The sequence below is a fragment of the Collimonas pratensis genome (genome assembly GCF_001584185.1).
GTDB classification, from domain to species: Bacteria; Pseudomonadota; Gammaproteobacteria; order Burkholderiales; family Burkholderiaceae_D; genus Collimonas; species Collimonas pratensis.
This window is the reverse complement of the sequence record NZ_CP013234.1, coordinates 5,128,748-5,147,420: the sequence shown is the minus strand read 5'-3', so window position 1 is coordinate 5,147,420 and position 18,673 is coordinate 5,128,748. Positions and strand designations below refer to the sequence as shown.

13 protein-coding genes, 2 tRNA genes and 3 rRNA genes are annotated in these 18,673 nt (G+C 56.6%); 11 read left to right on the top strand and 7 right to left on the bottom strand.

All coding sequences use genetic code 11. The features are described 5' to 3' along the window. Positions 1 to 67 precede the first annotated feature (67 nt). The 5 genes from CPter91_RS22895 to rrf all read left to right on the top strand — a co-directional run bounded on the left by CPter91_RS22895 (position 68) and on the right by rrf (position 5,410). A 16S ribosomal RNA gene (locus CPter91_RS22895) occupies positions 68 to 1,598 on the top strand. A gap of 123 nt (positions 1,599 to 1,721) precedes the next feature. Further along, positions 1,722 to 1,798, top strand: a tRNA-Ile gene (locus CPter91_RS22890). A 9-nt stretch (positions 1,799 to 1,807) separates the two neighbouring features. Then, positions 1,808 to 1,883 (top strand) — tRNA-Ala (locus CPter91_RS22885). Between the two features lie 346 nt (positions 1,884 to 2,229). Next, positions 2,230 to 5,104, top strand: a 23S ribosomal RNA gene (locus CPter91_RS22880). 193 nt (positions 5,105 to 5,297) lie between these two features. Further along, positions 5,298 to 5,410 (top strand): 5S ribosomal RNA (rrf, locus tag CPter91_RS22875). Together the 16S, 23S and 5S rRNA genes with 2 tRNA genes alongside form the textbook arrangement of a ribosomal RNA operon. A 229-nt stretch (positions 5,411 to 5,639) precedes the next feature. Here the strand turns inward: rrf and CPter91_RS22870 are convergent. From CPter91_RS22870 to CPter91_RS22840, 7 genes are all read right to left on the bottom strand, one after another. Then, the gene (locus CPter91_RS22870; RefSeq protein WP_061941211.1) at positions 5,640 to 6,197 is read right to left on the bottom strand and encodes a plasmid pRiA4b ORF-3 family protein; all 558 of its coding nucleotides are present in this window, start codon (positions 6,195 to 6,197) and stop codon (positions 5,640 to 5,642) included. Between the two features lie 55 nt (positions 6,198 to 6,252). After that, the gene (gene tnpC, locus CPter91_RS22865) at positions 6,253 to 7,812 is read right to left on the bottom strand and encodes an IS66 family transposase (RefSeq protein ID WP_061941209.1); all 1,560 of its coding nucleotides are present in this window, start codon (positions 7,810 to 7,812) and stop codon (positions 6,253 to 6,255) included. 29 nt (positions 7,813 to 7,841) lie between these two features. Next, positions 7,842 to 8,189 carry an IS66 family insertion sequence element accessory protein TnpB gene (gene tnpB / locus CPter91_RS22860; RefSeq protein WP_061941207.1) on the bottom strand — a complete coding sequence of 116 codons (348 nt, stop codon included), beginning with the start codon at positions 8,187 to 8,189 and terminating at the stop codon, positions 7,842 to 7,844. Continuing rightward, positions 8,186 to 8,569, bottom strand: coding sequence for an IS66-like element accessory protein TnpA (gene tnpA / locus CPter91_RS22855; protein WP_150119692.1), 384 nt, complete (start codon positions 8,567 to 8,569; stop codon positions 8,186 to 8,188). Before tnpA ends, tnpB begins: the two co-directional genes overlap by 4 nt. A 206-nt stretch (positions 8,570 to 8,775) precedes the next feature. Continuing rightward, the gene (locus CPter91_RS22850; RefSeq protein WP_061944652.1) at positions 8,776 to 9,324 is read right to left on the bottom strand and encodes an acyloxyacyl hydrolase; all 549 of its coding nucleotides are present in this window, start codon (positions 9,322 to 9,324) and stop codon (positions 8,776 to 8,778) included. Positions 9,325 to 9,540: 216 nt separating this feature from the next. Beyond that, complete coding sequence (locus CPter91_RS22845) at positions 9,541 to 10,428, bottom strand: SMP-30/gluconolactonase/LRE family protein (RefSeq protein ID WP_061944649.1); 888 nt, start codon at positions 10,426 to 10,428, stop codon at positions 9,541 to 9,543. Positions 10,429 to 10,562: 134 nt separating this feature from the next. Continuing rightward, the gene (locus tag CPter91_RS22840) at positions 10,563 to 11,756 is read right to left on the bottom strand and encodes a M20 aminoacylase family protein (RefSeq protein ID WP_061944647.1); all 1,194 of its coding nucleotides are present in this window, start codon (positions 11,754 to 11,756) and stop codon (positions 10,563 to 10,565) included. 161 nt (positions 11,757 to 11,917) lie between these two features. On the opposite strand from CPter91_RS22840, the gene CPter91_RS22835 reads away from it, so the two are divergent. The 6 genes from CPter91_RS22835 to argE all read left to right on the top strand — a co-directional run bounded on the left by CPter91_RS22835 (position 11,918) and on the right by argE (position 18,669). Next, positions 11,918 to 13,468: an ABC transporter substrate-binding protein gene (locus CPter91_RS22835; RefSeq protein WP_099047240.1), complete on the top strand. Its 1,551-nt coding sequence runs from the start codon at positions 11,918 to 11,920 to the stop codon at positions 13,466 to 13,468. 65 nt (positions 13,469 to 13,533) lie between these two features. After that, positions 13,534 to 14,511, top strand: coding sequence for an ABC transporter permease (locus tag CPter91_RS22830; RefSeq protein ID WP_061944641.1), 978 nt, complete (start codon positions 13,534 to 13,536; stop codon positions 14,509 to 14,511). Between the two features lies 1 nt (position 14,512). Then, on the top strand, positions 14,513 to 15,418 hold the full coding sequence (locus tag CPter91_RS22825; RefSeq protein WP_061944638.1) for an ABC transporter permease: 906 nt from the start codon (positions 14,513 to 14,515) through the stop codon (positions 15,416 to 15,418). A gap of 7 nt (positions 15,419 to 15,425) precedes the next feature. Next, a complete protein-coding gene (locus CPter91_RS22820; protein ID WP_061944635.1) occupies positions 15,426 to 16,415 on the top strand; it encodes an ABC transporter ATP-binding protein in 990 nt (329 codons plus the stop codon). Further along, positions 16,412 to 17,446 (top strand): ABC transporter ATP-binding protein, encoded by a 1,035-nt coding sequence (locus CPter91_RS22815; protein WP_061944630.1) that lies wholly within the window; start codon positions 16,412 to 16,414, stop codon positions 17,444 to 17,446. The genes CPter91_RS22820 and CPter91_RS22815 overlap by 4 nt, the downstream gene beginning before the upstream one ends. Positions 17,447 to 17,472: 26 nt before the next feature. Continuing rightward, positions 17,473 to 18,669 (top strand): acetylornithine deacetylase, encoded by a 1,197-nt coding sequence (gene argE, locus CPter91_RS22810; protein WP_061944628.1) that lies wholly within the window; start codon positions 17,473 to 17,475, stop codon positions 18,667 to 18,669. Positions 18,670 to 18,673: the final 4 nt, after the last annotated feature.

The following is an 18,673-nucleotide window of genomic DNA, read 5'->3' as shown; positions in this document are numbered from 1 at the left end:
TGGCCTGTCAGTATTTTGAGTGAGCGATAGCAGAGATGCTAGGCAGCAATGCCACAAAACAGAGATTGAACTGAAGAGTTTGATCCTGGCTCAGATTGAACGCTGGCGGCATGCCTTACACATGCAAGTCGAACGGTAACAGGGAGCTTGCTCCGCTGACGAGTGGCGAACGGGTGAGTAATATATCGGAACGTACCTTTGAGTGGGGGATAACTAGTCGAAAGATTAGCTAATACCGCATACGATCTACGGATGAAAGTGGGGGATCGCAAGACCTCATGCTCATAGAGCGGCCGATATCTGATTAGCTAGTTGGTGAGGTAAAGGCTCACCAAGGCTTCGATCAGTAGCTGGTCTGAGAGGACGACCAGCCACACTGGGACTGAGACACGGCCCAGACTCCTACGGGAGGCAGCAGTGGGGAATTTTGGACAATGGGGGCAACCCTGATCCAGCAATGCCGCGTGAGTGAAGAAGGCCTTCGGGTTGTAAAGCTCTTTTGTCAGGGAAGAAACGGGGGGTCCTAATACGGTCCCCTAATGACGGTACCTGAAGAATAAGCACCGGCTAACTACGTGCCAGCAGCCGCGGTAATACGTAGGGTGCAAGCGTTAATCGGAATTACTGGGCGTAAAGCGTGCGCAGGCGGTTATGTAAGACAGGTGTGAAATCCCCGGGCTTAACCTGGGAATGGCATTTGTGACTGCATAGCTAGAGTGTGTCAGAGGGGGGTAGAATTCCACGTGTAGCAGTGAAATGCGTAGAGATGTGGAGGAATACCGATGGCGAAGGCAGCCCCCTGGGATAACACTGACGCTCATGCACGAAAGCGTGGGGAGCAAACAGGATTAGATACCCTGGTAGTCCACGCCCTAAACGATGTCTACTAGTTGTCGGGTCTTAATTGACTTGGTAACGCAGCTAACGCGTGAAGTAGACCGCCTGGGGAGTACGGTCGCAAGATTAAAACTCAAAGGAATTGACGGGGACCCGCACAAGCGGTGGATGATGTGGATTAATTCGATGCAACGCGAAAAACCTTACCTACCCTTGACATGTACAGAATCCCGAAGAGATTTGGGAGTGTTCGAAAGAAAACTGTAACACAGGTGCTGCATGGCTGTCGTCAGCTCGTGTCGTGAGATGTTGGGTTAAGTCCCGCAACGAGCGCAACCCTTGTCATTAGTTGCTACGAAAGGGCACTCTAATGAGACTGCCGGTGACAAACCGGAGGAAGGTGGGGATGACGTCAAGTCCTCATGGCCCTTATGGGTAGGGCTTCACACGTCATACAATGGTACATACAGAGGGCCGCCAACCCGCGAGGGGGAGCTAATCCCAGAAAGTGTATCGTAGTCCGGATTGTAGTCTGCAACTCGACTACATGAAGTTGGAATCGCTAGTAATCGCGGATCAGCATGTCGCGGTGAATACGTTCCCGGGTCTTGTACACACCGCCCGTCACACCATGGGAGCGGGTTTTACCAGAAGTAGGTAGCCTAACCGTAAGGAGGGCGCTTACCACGGTAGGATTCGTGACTGGGGTGAAGTCGTAACAAGGTAGCCGTATCGGAAGGTGCGGCTGGATCACCTCCTTTCTAGAGTTTGCATGAAAGTTAAGCGTCCACACTTATCGTCTGTTAATAAAGAAGAACAGGTATCGGTCAAAGGCTGCGGCGTGAAAGCGCTGAAGTTGATGGTAGGCTCGTACTGATCCAAGCGGGTCTGTAGCTCAGTTGGTTAGAGCACCGTGTTGATAACGCGGGGGTCGTTGGTTCGAGCCCAACCAGACCCACCATAAAGTTTCGGGGGTTTAGCTCAGCTGGGAGAGCACCTGCTTTGCAAGCAGGGGGTCGTCGGTTCGATCCCGTCAACCTCCACCAAGTTTCCTTGGTGAGAAGAAGCGTGAAATATCAAACCTAAGTCGGTGCAGCGAATGCAAATTCGGGCATGTGCTGAGATTTAGGTTTGGTCTTTTTAAGATCATTGGTAATGCCGTTCTTTAACAATCTAGAAGAAGTAGTAAAGATTCGTCCATGACAAGACATTGTTATGGATGGGTATGATTGTATCAAATCAAAAAGTATGTAAAGAGTTCTCAAAAGACTCCATGAGCGCAAGCTGCATGGAGAATGCGATAACACTTTGGATACGGCAAACGCTAAACTCATAGAAATACCTCTATAACCGCTTTTTAGCTGTGAACGCAGCTAGAAGCTAACGTTATAGGGACAAGTGAATAAGTGCACATGGTGGATGCCTTGGCGATATCAGGCGATGAAGGACGTAGTAGCTTGCGATAAGCTGCGGGGAGCTAGCAAACAAGCTTTGATCCGCAGATTTCCGAATGGGGAAACCCGGCCCTAGTGGTCATTGCATGCTGAATACATAGGCATGCAAAGCGAACGCGGCGAACTGAAACATCTAAGTAGCTGCAGGAAAAGAAATCAACCGAGATTCCCAAAGTAGTGGCGAGCGAAATGGGAACAGCCGCAAGTTTTAGCAGTGGACATAGTAGAACGACTTGGAAACGTCGGCCATAGAGGGTGATAGCCCCTTATACGAAATGATCATTGTGGAACTAAGCTTGCAACAAGTAGGGCGGGACACGTGTAATCCTGTCTGAACATGGGGGGACCATCCTCCAAGGCTAAATACTCGATATCGACCGATAGTGAACCAGTACCGTGAGGGAAAGGCGAAAAGAACCCCGGAAGGGGAGTGAAATAGATCCTGAAACCGTGTGCATACAAACAGTAGGAGCGGACTTGTTCCGTGACTGCGTACCTTTTGTATAATGGGTCAGCGACTTACATTCAGTGGCAAGCTTAACCGTATAGGGAAGGCGTAGAGAAATCGAGTCCGAATAGGGCGTTCAGTCGCTGGGTGTAGACCCGAAACCAAGTGATCTACTCATGGCCAGGATGAAGGTGCGGTAACACGCACTGGAGGTCCGAACCCACTAATGTTGAAAAATTAGGGGATGAGCTGTGGGTAGGGGTGAAAGGCTAAACAAACTTGGAAATAGCTGGTTCTCTCCGAAAACTATTTAGGTAGTGCCTCAAGTATCACCATCGGGGGTAGAGCACTGTTATGGCTAGGGGGTCATCGAGACTTACCAAACCATTGCAAACTCCGAATACCGATGAGTGCGAGCTTGGGAGACAGACGCCGGGTGCTAACGTCCGACGTCAAGAGGGAAACAACCCAGACCGCCAGCTAAGGTCCCAAAGATTGGCTAAGTGGCAAACGAAGTGGGAAGGCTAAAACAGTCAGGAGGTTGGCTTAGAAGCAGCCATCCTTTAAAGAAAGCGTAATAGCTCACTGATCGAGTCGTCCTGCGCGGAAGATGTAACGGGGCTAAGCCAGTCACCGAAGCTGCGGATATCAATTTATTGATATGGTAGGAGAGCGTTCTGTAAGCCTGCGAAGGTGTCTTGTAAAGGATGCTGGAGGTATCAGAAGTGCGAATGCTGACATGAGTAGCGATAATGGGGGTGAAAAGCCCCCACGCCGTAAGCCCAAGGTTTCCTGTTCAACGTTCATCGGAGCAGGGTGAGTCGGCCCCTAAGGCGAGGCAGAGATGCGTAGCTGATGGGAAGCAGGTTAATATTCCTGCACCGTCGTTAGATGCGATGGGGGGACGGATCGCGGAAGGTTGTCCGGGTGTTGGAAGTCCCGGTTCCTATATCAGAGAAGGCTGTTAGGCAAATCCGGCAGCGTAATTCAAGGGTATGGGACGAGCCAATTTATTGGTGAAGCAATCGGAAGTGGTTCCAAGAAAAGCCTCTAAGCTTCAGTCTAACGAGACCGTACCGCAAACCGACACAGGTGGGCGAGATGAGTATTCTAAGGCGCTTGAGAGAACTCGGGAGAAGGAACTCGGCAAATTTGTACCGTAACTTCGGGATAAGGTACGCCCCGGTAGTTTGACTGGCCTGCGCCAGAAGGACGAAAGGGCTGCAATAAAAAGGTGGCTGCGACTGTTTAATAAAAACACAGCACTCTGCAAACACGAAAGTGGACGTATAGGGTGTGACGCCTGCCCGGTGCTGGAAGATTAAATGATGGGGTGCAAGCTCTTGATTGAAGTCCCAGTAAACGGCGGCCGTAACTATAACGGTCCTAAGGTAGCGAAATTCCTTGTCGGGTAAGTTCCGACCTGCACGAATGGCGTAACGATGGCCACACTGTCTCCTCCCGAGACTCAGCGAAGTTGAAATGTTTGTGATGATGCAATCTACCCGCGGCTAGACGGAAAGACCCCATGAACCTTTACTGTAGCTTTGCATTGGACTTTGAACCAATCTGTGTAGGATAGGTGGGAGGCTTTGAAGCGGGGACGCTAGTTCTCGTGGAGCCAACCTTGAAATACCACCCTGGTTTGTTTGAGGTTCTAACCTTGGTCCGTTATCCGGATCGGGGACAGTGCATGGTAGGCAGTTTGACTGGGGCGGTCTCCTCCCAAAGTGTAACGGAGGAGTTCGAAGGTACGCTAGGTACGGTCGGACATCGTGCTAATAGTGCAATGGCATAAGCGTGCTTAACTGCGAGACTGACAAGTCGAGCAGGTACGAAAGTAGGACATAGTGATCCGGTGGTTCTGTATGGAAGGGCCATCGCTCAACGGATAAAAGGTACTCTGGGGATAACAGGCTGATTCCTCCCAAGAGTTCATATCGACGGGGGAGTTTGGCACCTCGATGTCGGCTCATCACATCCTGGGGCTGTAGCCGGTCCCAAGGGTATGGCTGTTCGCCATTTAAAGTGGTACGTGAGCTGGGTTTAAAACGTCGTGAGACAGTTTGGTCCCTATCTGCCGTGGGCGTTGGAAATTTGAAGGGGGCTGCTCCTAGTACGAGAGGACCGGAGTGGACGAACCTCTGGTGTACCGGTTGTCACGCCAGTGGCATTGCCGGGTAGCTAAGTTCGGAAGAGATAACCGCTGAAAGCATCTAAGCGGGAAACTTGCCTTAAGATGATATTTCCCGGGAACTAGATTCCCCTAAAGGGTCGTTCGAGACCAGGACGTTGATAGGTCAGGTGTGGAAGCGTAGTAATACGTTAAGCTAACTGATACTAATTGCCCGTGAGGCTTGTCCCTATAACCTTAGCAGGTTATATGATGAGCTTATTTGTTTGCCAAGGTGACTATCCTCAACAGATAGCAACACCGTTTGGACATTCATACCCAACCGGTCACACACACCCTTGTGTGGCCGGTATAAAAAACTACTTCTTCTAGATTGCGTTGTTTGTTGCCACTACAGTGGAACAAGCAGCGGTTACAAGTTATGCCTGATGACCATAGCGATTTGGTACCACCCCTTCCCATCCCGAACAGGACCGTGAAACGAATTTGCGCCGATGATAGTGCTGCAACCAGTGTGAAAGTAGGTCATCGTCAGGCTTTTATTAAAAAACCCTCTGCTCCTTACCGGACAGAGGGTTTTTGCTTTGCGCGTTCACTTTACAAAATACGGAAAATCTCAATATCTGCTCAGAAAGTCGTCTCAAAGCCTGAAACTACGCTGTGAACCGCTGGAATCCAGTGCTACAGAGCCCGCTTCATTGCGAAAAGTGGCGTCTCCGATGTAAGCGTCGCTCCGCGACCGTCTTGACGTATTCAAGAAGGAGAATTACCCCTTCAGTCGCCGGATGCGCAAGTTTGCGGAGTTGATATCGAATCCTTCCGGATCGAATGCGCCGCCGACCCAGCGCAACATGTCGATATGCTGCTCATGTTTGGGATCAGCGATGGCGTTGACGAATTCACCGTAGCCAGGGATTCCGCCGACGTCCTCCGGGGGGCAAGCGCGTTGACCAGCCACGCAAAGCGAACCCTTCCATGCAGGATTTGCGTCTTGCACATTCTCCACCACCACCCGGTGCAGCCAATCGTCGCCGAAATCGTATTCGTAGACGAATTCGCGTATGTTCCCGGCAAGCACGGACGATAGCTTGATTCCCTTCTCGTCGATCAGCGTCATGTCGCCATACGGATCAGGTTCGCCATACTGTTCAGCATCGATATGAAATTGATGCAAGTGAGAATTGGTCCAGCCCATGGCGCCCTGGATGGCGCGATGTAGTTTAGGCAAGGTGATCGTGGTCGGCACCAGCAAGCGGCGCCAGATCAAAGGCTCAATACGCGTCAGTTCGAGACGCAAACTATAGTAGTTTGTCGGTAGGCTCATGCCGAAATTATAAAGCAGTGTGACGACGCAAAGAACCGTGCGTCAATCGCGAAGTTTAAACAGCGAGATGCGCTGGGACGGCCAGCATCGATGCGACATTCCAAGGCAGGAATTCGTCAACTCGATTGACCGGATGGTCAGCGATGTGCGTGAGCACATGACGCAGATACGCTTCGGGATCAATGCCGTTTAACTTGGCAGTGCCGATCAGCGTATAGATCGCTGCGGCCCGCTCCCCACCGCTGTCGGCTCCAGCAAACAGGTAGTTGCGTCGTCCAATCGCAATTGCGCGCAGCGCACGTTCGGCAGCCGAATTATCAATCTCGACGATTCCGTCGTCACAATAGCGCGTCAGCGCTGGCCACAAGTTCAGGGCATACATGATCGCCGCCGTCGTATCGGATTTGCGCGATAGCGTTCCCAGGATGGCTCGCAACCAGGCCTCTAAGTCATCCAGCAATGGACGCGATCTTGCGCGGCGCACCGACAAGCGCTCATCGGGCGGCTGGCCCCGAATGTCCGCTTCAATCACGTACAACTCTCCGATACGGCGCAGGGCCTCGGCCGTTACTGCCGACGGCCGCGCATCGTGCAGATCGAAGAATTTGCGCCGGGCATGCGCCCAACAAGCTGCTTCGTGGATGCGACCGGTCTCATAGACGGCGTTGAAGCCGGCATAAGCATCAGCCTGCAGGATGCCGGCAAAGGGAATCAAATGTGTCTGCGCATGGATGCCTTTGCGGTCCGGCGTATAGGCGAACCAGACAGCCGGCGGGATCGTTGCGCCGGAAGGCCTGTCATCGCGCACATAGGTCCACAATCGGCCCGTCTTGGTCTTGCCATTGCCCGGGGCCAGTACCGGTACCGGCGTATCGTCGGCATGCAGTTTATGACCGGCCATGACGTGGTGGCGTACCGCATCGACCAGAGGACGCAGCAGATTGCTGGAGGCACCGACCCAGTCGGCCAATAGCGACCGGCTCAATTCCACACCCTCACGGGCATAGATCACAGATTGCCGGTACAACGGCAAATGATCGGCAAACTTCGATACCAGAACATGGGCCAGCAGGCCGGGACCGGCCATGCCGCGTTCGATGGGCCGGCTCGGCGCCGGAGCTTGCACGATGCTATCGCAGCAGGCGCAAGCCAGTTTGGGACGAATATGGCGGATCACCTTGAAGCTGGCGGGAATGAATTCCAGTTGCTCTGATACATTTTCGCCTAACTGACGCAGCTCACCGCCACAATCGGGGCAGGCGACAGCGTCGGGCCTGTAAACCTTCTCTTCGCGGGGCAGATGCGATGGCAATGGCTTGCGCTCCGGACGGGTACGTATGGCACGCCCGCGACGCTCCATCTCTACAGCGGCCTCTTCCTCATCGGCCTGCAAATCTTCCAGTTTTAATTCCAGTTGTTCGATCTGGCGATCGAGCTTCTCGGATTTACGACCGAACTGCATGCGTTTGAGTTTGGCGATGAACAATTTGAGTTGTTCGATCTCGACCTTGCGGCCAGATAGTTCTTCACGCAGGGCTTCGACCATGTCGTCGCGCTCGCGGATCATGGCTTTTAAGGCGTCGATATCGTCAGGGAGGGCGGCGTGCGAGGGCATGTCGGTAGTTTACGTAAAGGCGGGGATGTTTACAAGCCTGACTGGGGGCGTTGAGTACGTTCCGGACGCCGCCAGTCTATCCCTTCGATGAGCATTGATAGCTGTGCCTGACTCAGATGCACGGTGCCGTTGCGTGCCTGCGGCCAGACAAAGTATCCGCGTTCCAGGCGCTTGGCGAGCAAACAAAGGCCATCGCCGGTCCACCACAGCAGCTTGACGATATCGCCGCGCCGGCCACGGAACACAAAAACATGGCCGCTGAACGGATCTTCTTCCAGCGCAGTCTGCACCTTGGCAGCGAGTCCATTGAAGCCGCAGCGCATGTCGGTTACGCCGGCGACAATCCAGATGCGTGTTCCTGCTGGCAGGCCGATCATGCGCTGAGATGTTCCAGGACCATGCGCAGTGCGCCGGGATCGACAGCACCAGTCAGGCAAACTCGACCTTTCGGGAGGTGCAGCTCGATGGTCCCGGTTGCCGTGATCGGTGATTCTGCTACGGCGGGCATCACTGCTACATCGGTGTGGCTGAGCATGACCGGAATGAGCGTCGAGGCGATAGACTCTGAATGTCGTTTGCCCTGATACTCCCGCATCCATTTGAATACCTGGTTAGTATTAAGATCATGGGCGCGGGCAACACGGGAGACGGAAGCGCCGGGTGCCAGAGCCTCTTCGGTAATGGCCTTCTTCTGCGTGGCCGTAAAGCTCCGACGTTTCGGTTTCGTTGGTTTGGGTTCGGGCGGTATGTAAGGCATAGTGTCCACTATCGATAGCGGACACCATCGTCGCGGATCATAAAGTCAGTGTCCAGACGGCGGTGAGACGACGCTTACTCTCCGATGCCGAATCATTCCAATATGTCTTGAATTTCCTCCAAACATAGATAAAAAAAAGCCAGTCGGCTTGCGCGACTGGCTTTCTTGCTTATGTATTCTGCTTTTATCTTGATTCGAGATCCGGATCAGAACGGATAAGCGACCCGCAACACGGCAAAATTTGCGCCGCTGTTCGGTTTCTTGATGCCGCCGTTCGAGAAATGCTGCAGCTTGATGCCGACATCCAGGCCATTGCCGAACACATAGCCGGCGCCCAGATGGTCGCCAAACTCAAAAGCGGTGGAGAAACGGCGGCTGTTGTTGTCATACAGATGCGACATCAGGTGCACGCCGATGCCGGCTTCACCGTACAAGCCCCTTTTATCGTTGCTCTGGAAGCGGAATACCGGGGTAAAGCCGATGTCGGTCAGGTTCTTCGATTGACCGGGAACATTCTGATACTGGTTTTGACGGAATTCAGCCAGGCTCAAATCCCAGTAGCCGCCGAGTTGCGTGCTGCTGCCTTGCCACAATGGCGAACCCCAGTTCCATTGCGCGGCAACGCGGGCCAGCTGGCTCTTGTTACCGGTGCCGAGTTCGAGCGATGCGGAATCAACCGCGAAGCTGTTTGCATGAACGCCAGCCAGAAGGCAGGCTGCGGCCAGAATCTTGAGTCCGGTTTGTTTTTTTTGCATAAAAGACTTTCGAGCGTAAGAAAATAAAAAGCGAATGACAGCTCGCCTTCGCTTTATTCATGGAAGGGCTACACTGGCCGCCTGGCACCGGCATAATGCTGCCCTGTCCGGATCGCTGCGGCGCGCAGCTACAGCCCTAAAGAATAGTCGAAAACGAAAATTATTGCCGAACTACAGGCAATTCCTGTCGTAAAACGGTGACTCAGCGCCTTGAAATCAGGCGATGTAAGCCGGTTCTGATCTGCCGGGCACGTCCACGCGCAGCGCCAGCACGCAGCCCGAAAGCGGATATTGCTCCAGTTCTGCCTGGCTGCGCTTCTCGCGCACGCTGGTGATATACAAGGTGCGTAAATCCGGGCCGCCAAAGGCCATCATGGTCGGGCAGCGCACAGGGACGATCACTTCTTGCAGCACTTCGCCGGAAGGCGACAGCCGCAGCAGCCGGCCGCCTTCATACATCGCGCACCAGTAAGCATCTTCACTATCGACCGCCGCGCCGTCCGGACGACCGCCGTAGTCGGGCGCATTCTTGTCCATGGCGAACTGCTTGAGCACATGGCCTGAGCCGATCTTGCCGCTGGCCAGGTCAAACTCGTAGCGGGTAATCCGGTGCGCGGTGGTGTCGCTGTGATACAGCGTGCGGCTGTCGCCGCTGAAGCCAAGACCGTTGGAAACGGTGACCGGATTGCCGGCCGCGCGCACCACGCCTTTTTCGATGGCATACAGCTGCGCGCCGGCATGGTCGCGTGGCTCATAGATGGTGCCTGCCCAGAACCGGCCTGCAGCATCGCTGCGACCATCATTGAAGCGCGCGGTGGCGGTGTCGTAAGGCGCATCGGCAATATGCGTCAGCGCCCCAGTGTCGGTATCCAGGTAGGCAACGCCGGTGCGCATGGCAACCACCAGGCCGCCGCCGACGCGCAGGCCAATACAGCCGGGCTCCGCATCTAGCTGCCACATGGCGTGCTTGCCGTCCGCAGGGTGCAGGCGATGCACCTGCATCGCTGAAATATCGACCCAGTAAAGAGACGCTTCCGCGGCATGCCAAAGCGGGCATTCGCCCAATTGCATAGGGACGTCATATGCGGCTGCGATTTGATTCATGTTCGTATCATGTGTGTAATGAGGTTAAGAGAAGGTGCAGAGGAGATCAATCGGCGTGCCGTGATTCATCGTTGAATCACAGCCGCCATATTGCATCGTCATGTTGTCGGCTGGCGTCGCAAGCAAGGCAACAATCACGTTTTCTTTAAATAGCTCTCGGCAAGATTGACCCAGTAACTGGCGCCAATCGGCAGCAAGTCGTCGTTAAAATCGTAGCTGGCGTTGTGCAAATTGCAGGGGCCGAGGCCGTGACCGCTATCTCTGTGGGCACCTTCGCCGTTGCCGATGAAAACGTAGCAGCCTGGTTTGTTCTGCAGCATGAAGGCAAAATCTTCCGCGCCCATGGTCGGTTCAACCTGCGGATTGACATTGTCGCTGCCAACCATCGCCTGCAGCACTTCGACCGCGAATGCGGTCTCCTTGGCGTGGTTCACCAGCGGCGGATAATTGCGATGGAAGCGGAATTCCACTTCGGCGCTGAAAGCTGCCGCGGTGTGCTGCGCGACTTCCCGCATGCGCGCTTCGATCGTATCCAGCACAGGCAAGGAAAAGGTCCGCACCGTCCCGATCAGTGTCGCTACATCGGGAATCACGTTGGTGGCGCTGCCGCTGTGAATCTGCGTCACCGACAGCACAGCCGGATCGTTCGGATTGAGATTGCGCGAAACGATGGTCTGCCAGCTTTGCGCGATCTGCACCGCGACCATCACCGGATCGACGCTTTTGTGCGGCTGCGCCGCATGCGAGCCCTTGCCCTTGACGATCACTTCAAATTCATTGCTGGATGCCATCATCGGCCCCGGCGTCACGCCAAAGCTGCCGGTCGCCATGCCTGGCCAGTTATGCATGCCGAATACTGCCTCCACCGGGCATTTCTCAAACAAGCCGTCATCGATCATGCGCTGCGCGCCGCCGCCGCCTTCTTCCGCCGGCTGGAAAATCAGATATACAGTACCGTCGAAATTCCGGTGCTTGGACAGATGATGCGCCGCACCAAGCAACATCGCGGTGTGGCCGTCATGTCCACAAGCGTGCATCTTGCCCTGATGTTGGGAGGCATGTGGAAAAGTATTCAACTCTTGCACCGGCAAGGCATCCATATCGGCGCGCAAGCCTATGGCGCGATCGCTGCTGCCGTTTTTTATGATACCGACAACGCCGGTGACGCCCATGCCGCGCAGAATCGGGATCTGCCATTCGGTGAGCTTGCGCGCCACCACGTCGGAGGTGCGCTGTTCTTCATAATTGAGTTCGGGATGGGCGTGTAAATCACGTCGGATGGCTTGCAGTTCCGCCTGGAAGGCGATGATGGGATCGATCAAATTCATATTCGGCTCCTGATATATGGCATGCCTCTTGCCTGTAAAAAGGCCAGAGGCGTAGCGTCCAGAATGTGTATATTACGCCTACACGGTCCATCGGTGTTCACTCACAGGAGAGCATTATGCGTCTGATGTCTTGGCCAGCAATGGGATTACGTGCATTTTTCATGGCTGTCCTGCTGGCGCTGACCGCGCCAGTCATGCCCTCCGCGGTGGCCCAGGAGTTCAGGTTGGCGATGAGCTCGCCGCCGACTTCGATGGATCCGCACTTCTATAATTTATTTCCAAACATCAACGTTTCCGATCACATCTTTGAACAGCTGGTGGCGATGGATGCCGACAGCCACATCATTCCCGCGCTGGCCGAGTCATGGAAGCTGGTGAATAACCTGACCTGGGAGTTCAAGCTGCGCAAGGGCGTGAAATTCCACGACGGCACGCCGCTGACGGCGGAAGACGTGGCCTGGTCGCTGGAGCGGCCGGCCACGATAGTCGGCAGCCCGGGGAAATTCGACACCTATACCAAAGCCATCGTCGATAAAAAAATCATCGATCCATACACCATCCAGCTCACCACCAAGGAGCCGTATCCGCTGCTGCTGGCGGACCTGACTTCGATCTACATCGTTTCGAAGAAAGCGACGCAAGGCTTGAGCAGCGACGATTTTTCCAGTGGCAAGGGGATGGTCGGCACCGGCCCGTTCAAGTTCGTCAAATTCCAGCGCGACGACAGGATCGAACTGGAGCGCAATAACGACTACTGGGGCAAGAAGCCGGCCTGGACCAAAGTCACCCTGCGTTTCATTCCCAACGACGCAACGCGCCTGGCAGCCTTGCTGGCCGGCGACGTGCAAGCGATCGAAAACGTGCCGACGCCAGATCTGGCGAAGGTCAGGGCAGACAAGGACCTGAGCTTCTACTCCAAGGTGTCGCATCGCGTGATTTATCTGTATCCCGATACGCGCCGCGAAAAGTCGCCGTTCGTCACCGACAAGGATGGCAAGCCGCTCGACAAGAATCCGCTGATGGACCAGCGCGTGCGGCGCGCCCTGTCGATCGCCATCAACCGCGACGCGATTCGCGATCGCATCATGGAAGGCTTGTCGGAGCCGACGCTCAACCTGGTGCCGGCCGCGCTGTTTGGCCATAATCCTGACCTCAAGCCGCCCAAGTACGATGTCGACGCGGCGAAGAAATTATTGGCCGAAGCCGGCTATCCGAACGGTTTCGGCTTGACCTTGCATACTCCGAACAACCGCTATATCAACGACGAAAAAATCGCCCAGACGATTGCCCAGATGTGGTCGCGCATCGGCGTCGCCACCAAGGTGGAAGGGGCGCCGATGTCGGTCTACGCGGCGCGCGGCGCCAAGAGCGAGTACTCGATCGGTCTGCTGGGCTGGGGTGCGCAGACCGGCGAAGCCTCGTCGCCGCTGCGGGCGATGGTGGCCTGCGACAATCCGGCGAAAGGCATGGGCGCGGTCAACTGGCTGAAATACTGCAATCCGAAAATGGATGCGGTGCTGACCAAGGCGCTCGCCAGCGTTGACGACAAGGAGCGTTCGGCACTGCTGCAACAGGCCACCGCGATCGTGATCGAAGACGGCGGCGTCATCCCGATTCACCAGCAAGTGACGACATGGGCCACAAAAAAAGGTATCGTATATATCCCGCGCACCGATGAGCGTACCCACGCTTACGGCTTTTACCCGCAGTAGGACGGCTGCGCATATCCGCTCACCGCCGTTGGCGAGCGGATTTTTTATGGATTCCGGGATATTCGATGCTGGCTTTTATCATCCGCCGCGTATTGCAAAGTCTGGTCGTGCTGCTGGTCATGTCGCTGCTGGTGTTTATCGGCGTGTACGCGATCGGCAATCCGATCGACGTCCTGATCAGCCCCGATGCCGACCAGATCGAGCGCGCCAAGGTGATCGTTGCCTTCGGCCTCGACAAGCCGCTCTGGCTGCAATATTTCATTTTCCTGAAGCATGCTGTCGGCGGCGACCTGGGACGTTCATTTGCTTATTCGACGCCGGCCCTGAGCCTGATTTTCGAACGCATGCCGGCGACGCTGGAACTGTCGACCGCGGCGATCCTGCTGTCCATCGTGCTGGGACTGCCGCTCGGCCTGCTGGCGGGGTTGCGTCCCAACGGTATCGTCGGCAAGACCATCATGGCGGTGTCCATCCTCGGCTTTTCGCTGCCGACATTCTGGGTCGGCCTGATGCTGATCATGGTGTTTGCGGTGCAGCTGGGCTGGCTGCCCACCAGCGGCCGTGGCGAGACGCAGCTGCTGCTGGGAGTGCCGGTCAGCTTCCTTAGCTGGGACGGCCTGAAGCATTTGCTGATGCCGGCTTTCAACCTGGCACTGTTCAACATCGCGCTGGTGATCCGCCTCACGCGCTCCGGCGCGCAAGAGGCGCTGATGCAAGACTATGTCAAGTTCGCCCGCGCCAAGGGCTTGCGCAACAGCCGCATCATCGGCGTCCACGTCCTGAAAAATATCCTGATTCCTATCGTCACCGTGGTGGCCCTGCAATTCGGCTCGATCATTGCGTTTTCGATCGTTACCGAAACCGTGTTTGCCTGGCCAGGCATGGGCAAGCTGATCATCGATTCGATCCGCGTGCTGGACCGGCCGGTGATCGTCGCTTATCTGCTTTTGATCGTCACCATCTTCATCGTCATCAATCTGGCAGTCGACATGCTGTATTCGCTGCTCGATCCGCGCGTGCGGCTGGCGGAAAGCAAAGGCTGACATGCAACTGACCCAAGCCATCGAGACCGTGGAAACGCCCTGGCGGCGTTTCGTCCGCAATTATTTCAGCAGCAAGATCGCCACCGCCGGTTTCGTACTGCTGGTGCTGATCCTGCTGGCGGCGATCTTCGCACCGGCGATTTCACCGCAGAATCCTTACGACCTGGCCAAGCTGGATGTCATGGATTCGCGCCTGGAACCCGGCAAGGCGTCGGTCGACGGCAGCATGACCTATCTGCTCGGCACCGACGACCAGGGCCGCGACATGCTGTCGGCGATCCTGTACGGCATCCGCATCTCGGTGATGGTCGGCGTCGTCAGCACCCTCATCGCGCTGTCGCTGGGCCTGACGCTGGGTCTGCTGGCCGGCTATGCCGGCGGCCGCACCGAAGCGTTCATCATGCGGGTGGCGGATATCCAGCTATCCTTTCCGCCCATCCTGATCGCGCTGATCCTGCTGGCGCTGACCGGCCGCGGCGTCGACAAGATCATCATCGCGCTGGTGGCCGTGCAATGGGCCTATTACGCCCGCACCACCCGCAGCGCCGCGCTGGTCGAGCGCAAGAAGGAATACATCGAAGCCGCTACGGCGCTCGGTCTGGCGCCGCTGCGCATCATGTTTCGCCATCTGCTGCCGAACTGCCTGCCGCCGCTGATCGTGATCGCCGCCCTGCAAGTGGCGTCGGCGATTTCGCTGGAAGCGACGCTTTCCTTCCTCGGGCTGGGCTTGCCGATTACCGAGCCTTCGCTAGGCTTGCTGATTGCTAACGGCTTCCAGTATCTGCTCTCTGGCAAGTACTGGATCAGCGTGTTTCCCGGCATCGCCTTGCTGCTCACCGTGGTCACCATCAACCTGGTGGCGGACCAGCTGCGAGACGTCCTCAATCCACGCCTGCAAACACAATAAAACAACCATGGATACTCCAGCGACATTAGTGGTGAACGATCTGCAGACCCAGTTTGCCACCCGCGCCGGACTGGTGAAAGCGGTCGACCAGGTGTCGTTCGCCGTCAAGCGCGGCGAAATCATGGGACTGGTGGGCGAGTCCGGTTCGGGTAAGTCGATGACCGGCTATTCCATCATGGGCCTGATCGATGCGCCCGGAAAAGTCGTCGCCGGCCAGATTCTGCTGCAAGGAAAGGAATTGCGCGGCTTGCCGGCGGAAGCCATGCGCAAGATCCGTGGCAATCGCATCGCCATGATTTTCCAGGATCCGATGATGACTTTGAATCCTGTGCTGCGCATCGATACGCAAATGATGGAAGCGGTGCGCGCGCATCAGAATGTGAGCCGGATGGTGGCGCGTGAAATGGCGCGCGAGGCGCTGGTGCGGGTCGGCATTCCTGCTCCGGATGAACGCTTGCAGGCGTATCCGCATCAGTTCTCAGGTGGCATGCGACAGCGCGTGGCGATTGCGATCGCTTTGCTCAACAAACCGGACTTGATCATTTGCGACGAACCCACCACCGCGCTCGATGTGACGATACAAGGACAGATTTTGTACGAGATGCAGAAGTTGTGCCGGGAGTCGGGCACGGCCTTGATCTGGATCACGCACGATTTGTCGGTGGTGGCCGGCCTGGCCGATACGGTGTCGGTGATGTATGCCGGCCGCGTCGTTGAAAGCGGTACAGTGCAGCAAGTACTGGAACATCCGCGCCATCCCTATACCTATGGCCTGATTGCGTCGGCGCCGTCGCGCAATCCGCGCGGCCAGCCGCTGCAGCAGATCCCGGGCATGACGCCGTCGCTGCTGAATCTGCCGGCGGGCTGCGCCTTCCGCACGCGCTGCGTCCATGCAACGGATGAGTGCCTGCAGACACCGCCGTTGCGCGCGCTCGGGGAGCGCATGTTGCGTTGCTTCCATCCGCTGCAGGATAGTCCGAACGGGGCAACGCAATGAGCACGCTGGAAGATCGCCAGGCCGAAACAATCTTGACTTCGCCGCCGCTGCTGGAAATGCGGACGGTCAGAAAGCAGTTCGTCAAGGGGCTGGATAGCGCAGCGAAAATCGCCAACCTGTTTGGCGCCCGCATGCAGTCGGAAGTGGTGCATGCGGTGGATGACGTCAGCCTGAGCATCACACGCGGCGAGGTAGTCGGGCTGGTGGGTGAATCCGGCTGCGGCAAGTCGACCCTGGGACGGATGGCGGTCGGCTTGCATAGCCTCAGCGCCGGCACGCGCCTGTGGAAAGGAGAGTCGCTGGAACAGCTCAGTGTGCCTGAACGGCGCAAGAAGCAACTGGCGATCCAGATGATTTTCCAGGATCCCTATGCCTCACTGAATCCGCGCATGCGGGTGCAGGATATCGTTGGCGAAGCGCCGCTGGTGCATGGCATGGTGAGCGCAGCGCAACAGCGCGAATATGTCGATAGCTTGCTGCAAAGAGTCGGCCTGGAGGGCAGCATGCTGCGCCGTTTTCCGCATCAGTTCTCCGGCGGCCAGCGGGCCCGGGTCGGTATCGCCCGCGCGCTGGCGGTCAAGCCGGAATTCCTGGTATGCGACGAGGCGGTGGCAGCGCTGGATGTGTCGATCCAGGCCCAGGTGCTGAACCTGTTCATCAAGCTGCGCGACGAGCTCGACTTGACTTATCTGTTCATCAGCCACGATCTGGGCGTGGTGCGGCATTTGTCGGACCGGGTACTGATCATGTATCTTGGGCGTATAGTTGAATCGGCGGCGGCCGATGTCATCTTCTCCCGCGCGAACCATCCTTATACCCAGGCTTTGCTGGCGTCGGCGCCCAAGCTAGAAGTCAGGAGAACCGAATTCTTTGCGGTGAAGGGGGAAATCCCGTCGCCGCTGCAGCCACCCGCCGGCTGCCATTTCCATCCGCGCTGCCCGCATGCGATGCCGCGCTGCAAGGAAGAAAAGCCGGCATTGAAAGAAATCAGCAGCAACCATTTTTCGGCCTGCCATCTGAACGACGGCTAGCTTACCGGACAAATACAGGACCAATCATGAACACTCCGCACACTCCAGCACTGACACCTTCCGCCGACGTCATGGCAATGATAGAACGCTTGATCGCGTTCCCGACCGTATCGCGCGATTCCAACCTGGGATTGATCGAATGGACCCGTGATTACCTGGCCGGCTTCGGCGTCAAGTCGCGCCTGACCTACGATGCCAGCGGCAAGAAGGCCAATCTGTTTGCCACGCTCGGCGCAGGCCCCAAGCCCGGCCTGATCCTGTCCGGCCATACCGACGTGGTGCCGGTGGAAGGCCAGGCCTGGGACAGCGATCCGTTCAAGGCCACCATCAAAGATGGCTTGCTGTATGGCCGCGGCTCGGCCGACATGAAGAGCTATATCGCTACTGCCTTGGCGCTGACGCCGCAGTTCCTGGCGGCCAGGATGGATGCGCCCTTGCACTTTGCCTTCTCGTATGACGAAGAAGTGGGCTGCATCGGTGTGCAAGGATTGATCAAGGACCTGCAGGAACTGGGATTGCGGCCGGCGGCCTGCATCGTCGGCGAGCCGACCTCGATGCAGCCGATCATCGCGCACAAGGGCACGCACCGTTTCCGCTGCTGCGTACGCGGCCGCGAAGCGCATTCCAGCTACACCACCATGGGCGTCAATTCCATCGAATATGCAGCACGCGTGATCGTCTACATCCGCCAGATGGCGGACCGCTTCGCCCAGCTGGAGACGCGCGACTATGGCTTTACCGTACCCTACACCACCATGCAGACCGGGCTGATCCATGGCGGCCTGGCGGCCAACATCGTGCCGAAGGATTGCAGGTTTGAATTCGAGGCGCGCACCATGCCGGGCATCGATGTCGAACGGCTGTACCAGGAAATCCAGGATTTCGCCGCGACCCTGCTGCCGGAAATGCGCAAGGTGGAGCCGAACGCCGCCATCGATTTTGAATGGCTGGCGTCCGCGCCTGGCCTCAACATGCAGGAAAGCGACGACGTGGTGCAACTGGCGAAGGCGCTGGCGCGCAATAAATCGCATGGATCGGTTTCCTACGGTACTGAAGCCGGCCTGTTCCAGCGCGCCGGCATTCCTACCGTGGTGTGCGGCCCGGGCAGCATTGAGCAGGCGCACCGGCCGAACGAATTTGTGGCGCTGGAGCAGGTGGCGCAGTGCGAGGCATTCATGCTGCGCTTGATGGATCCTGGCATGCAGCTGCCAGCCGGTAAATAGAAAA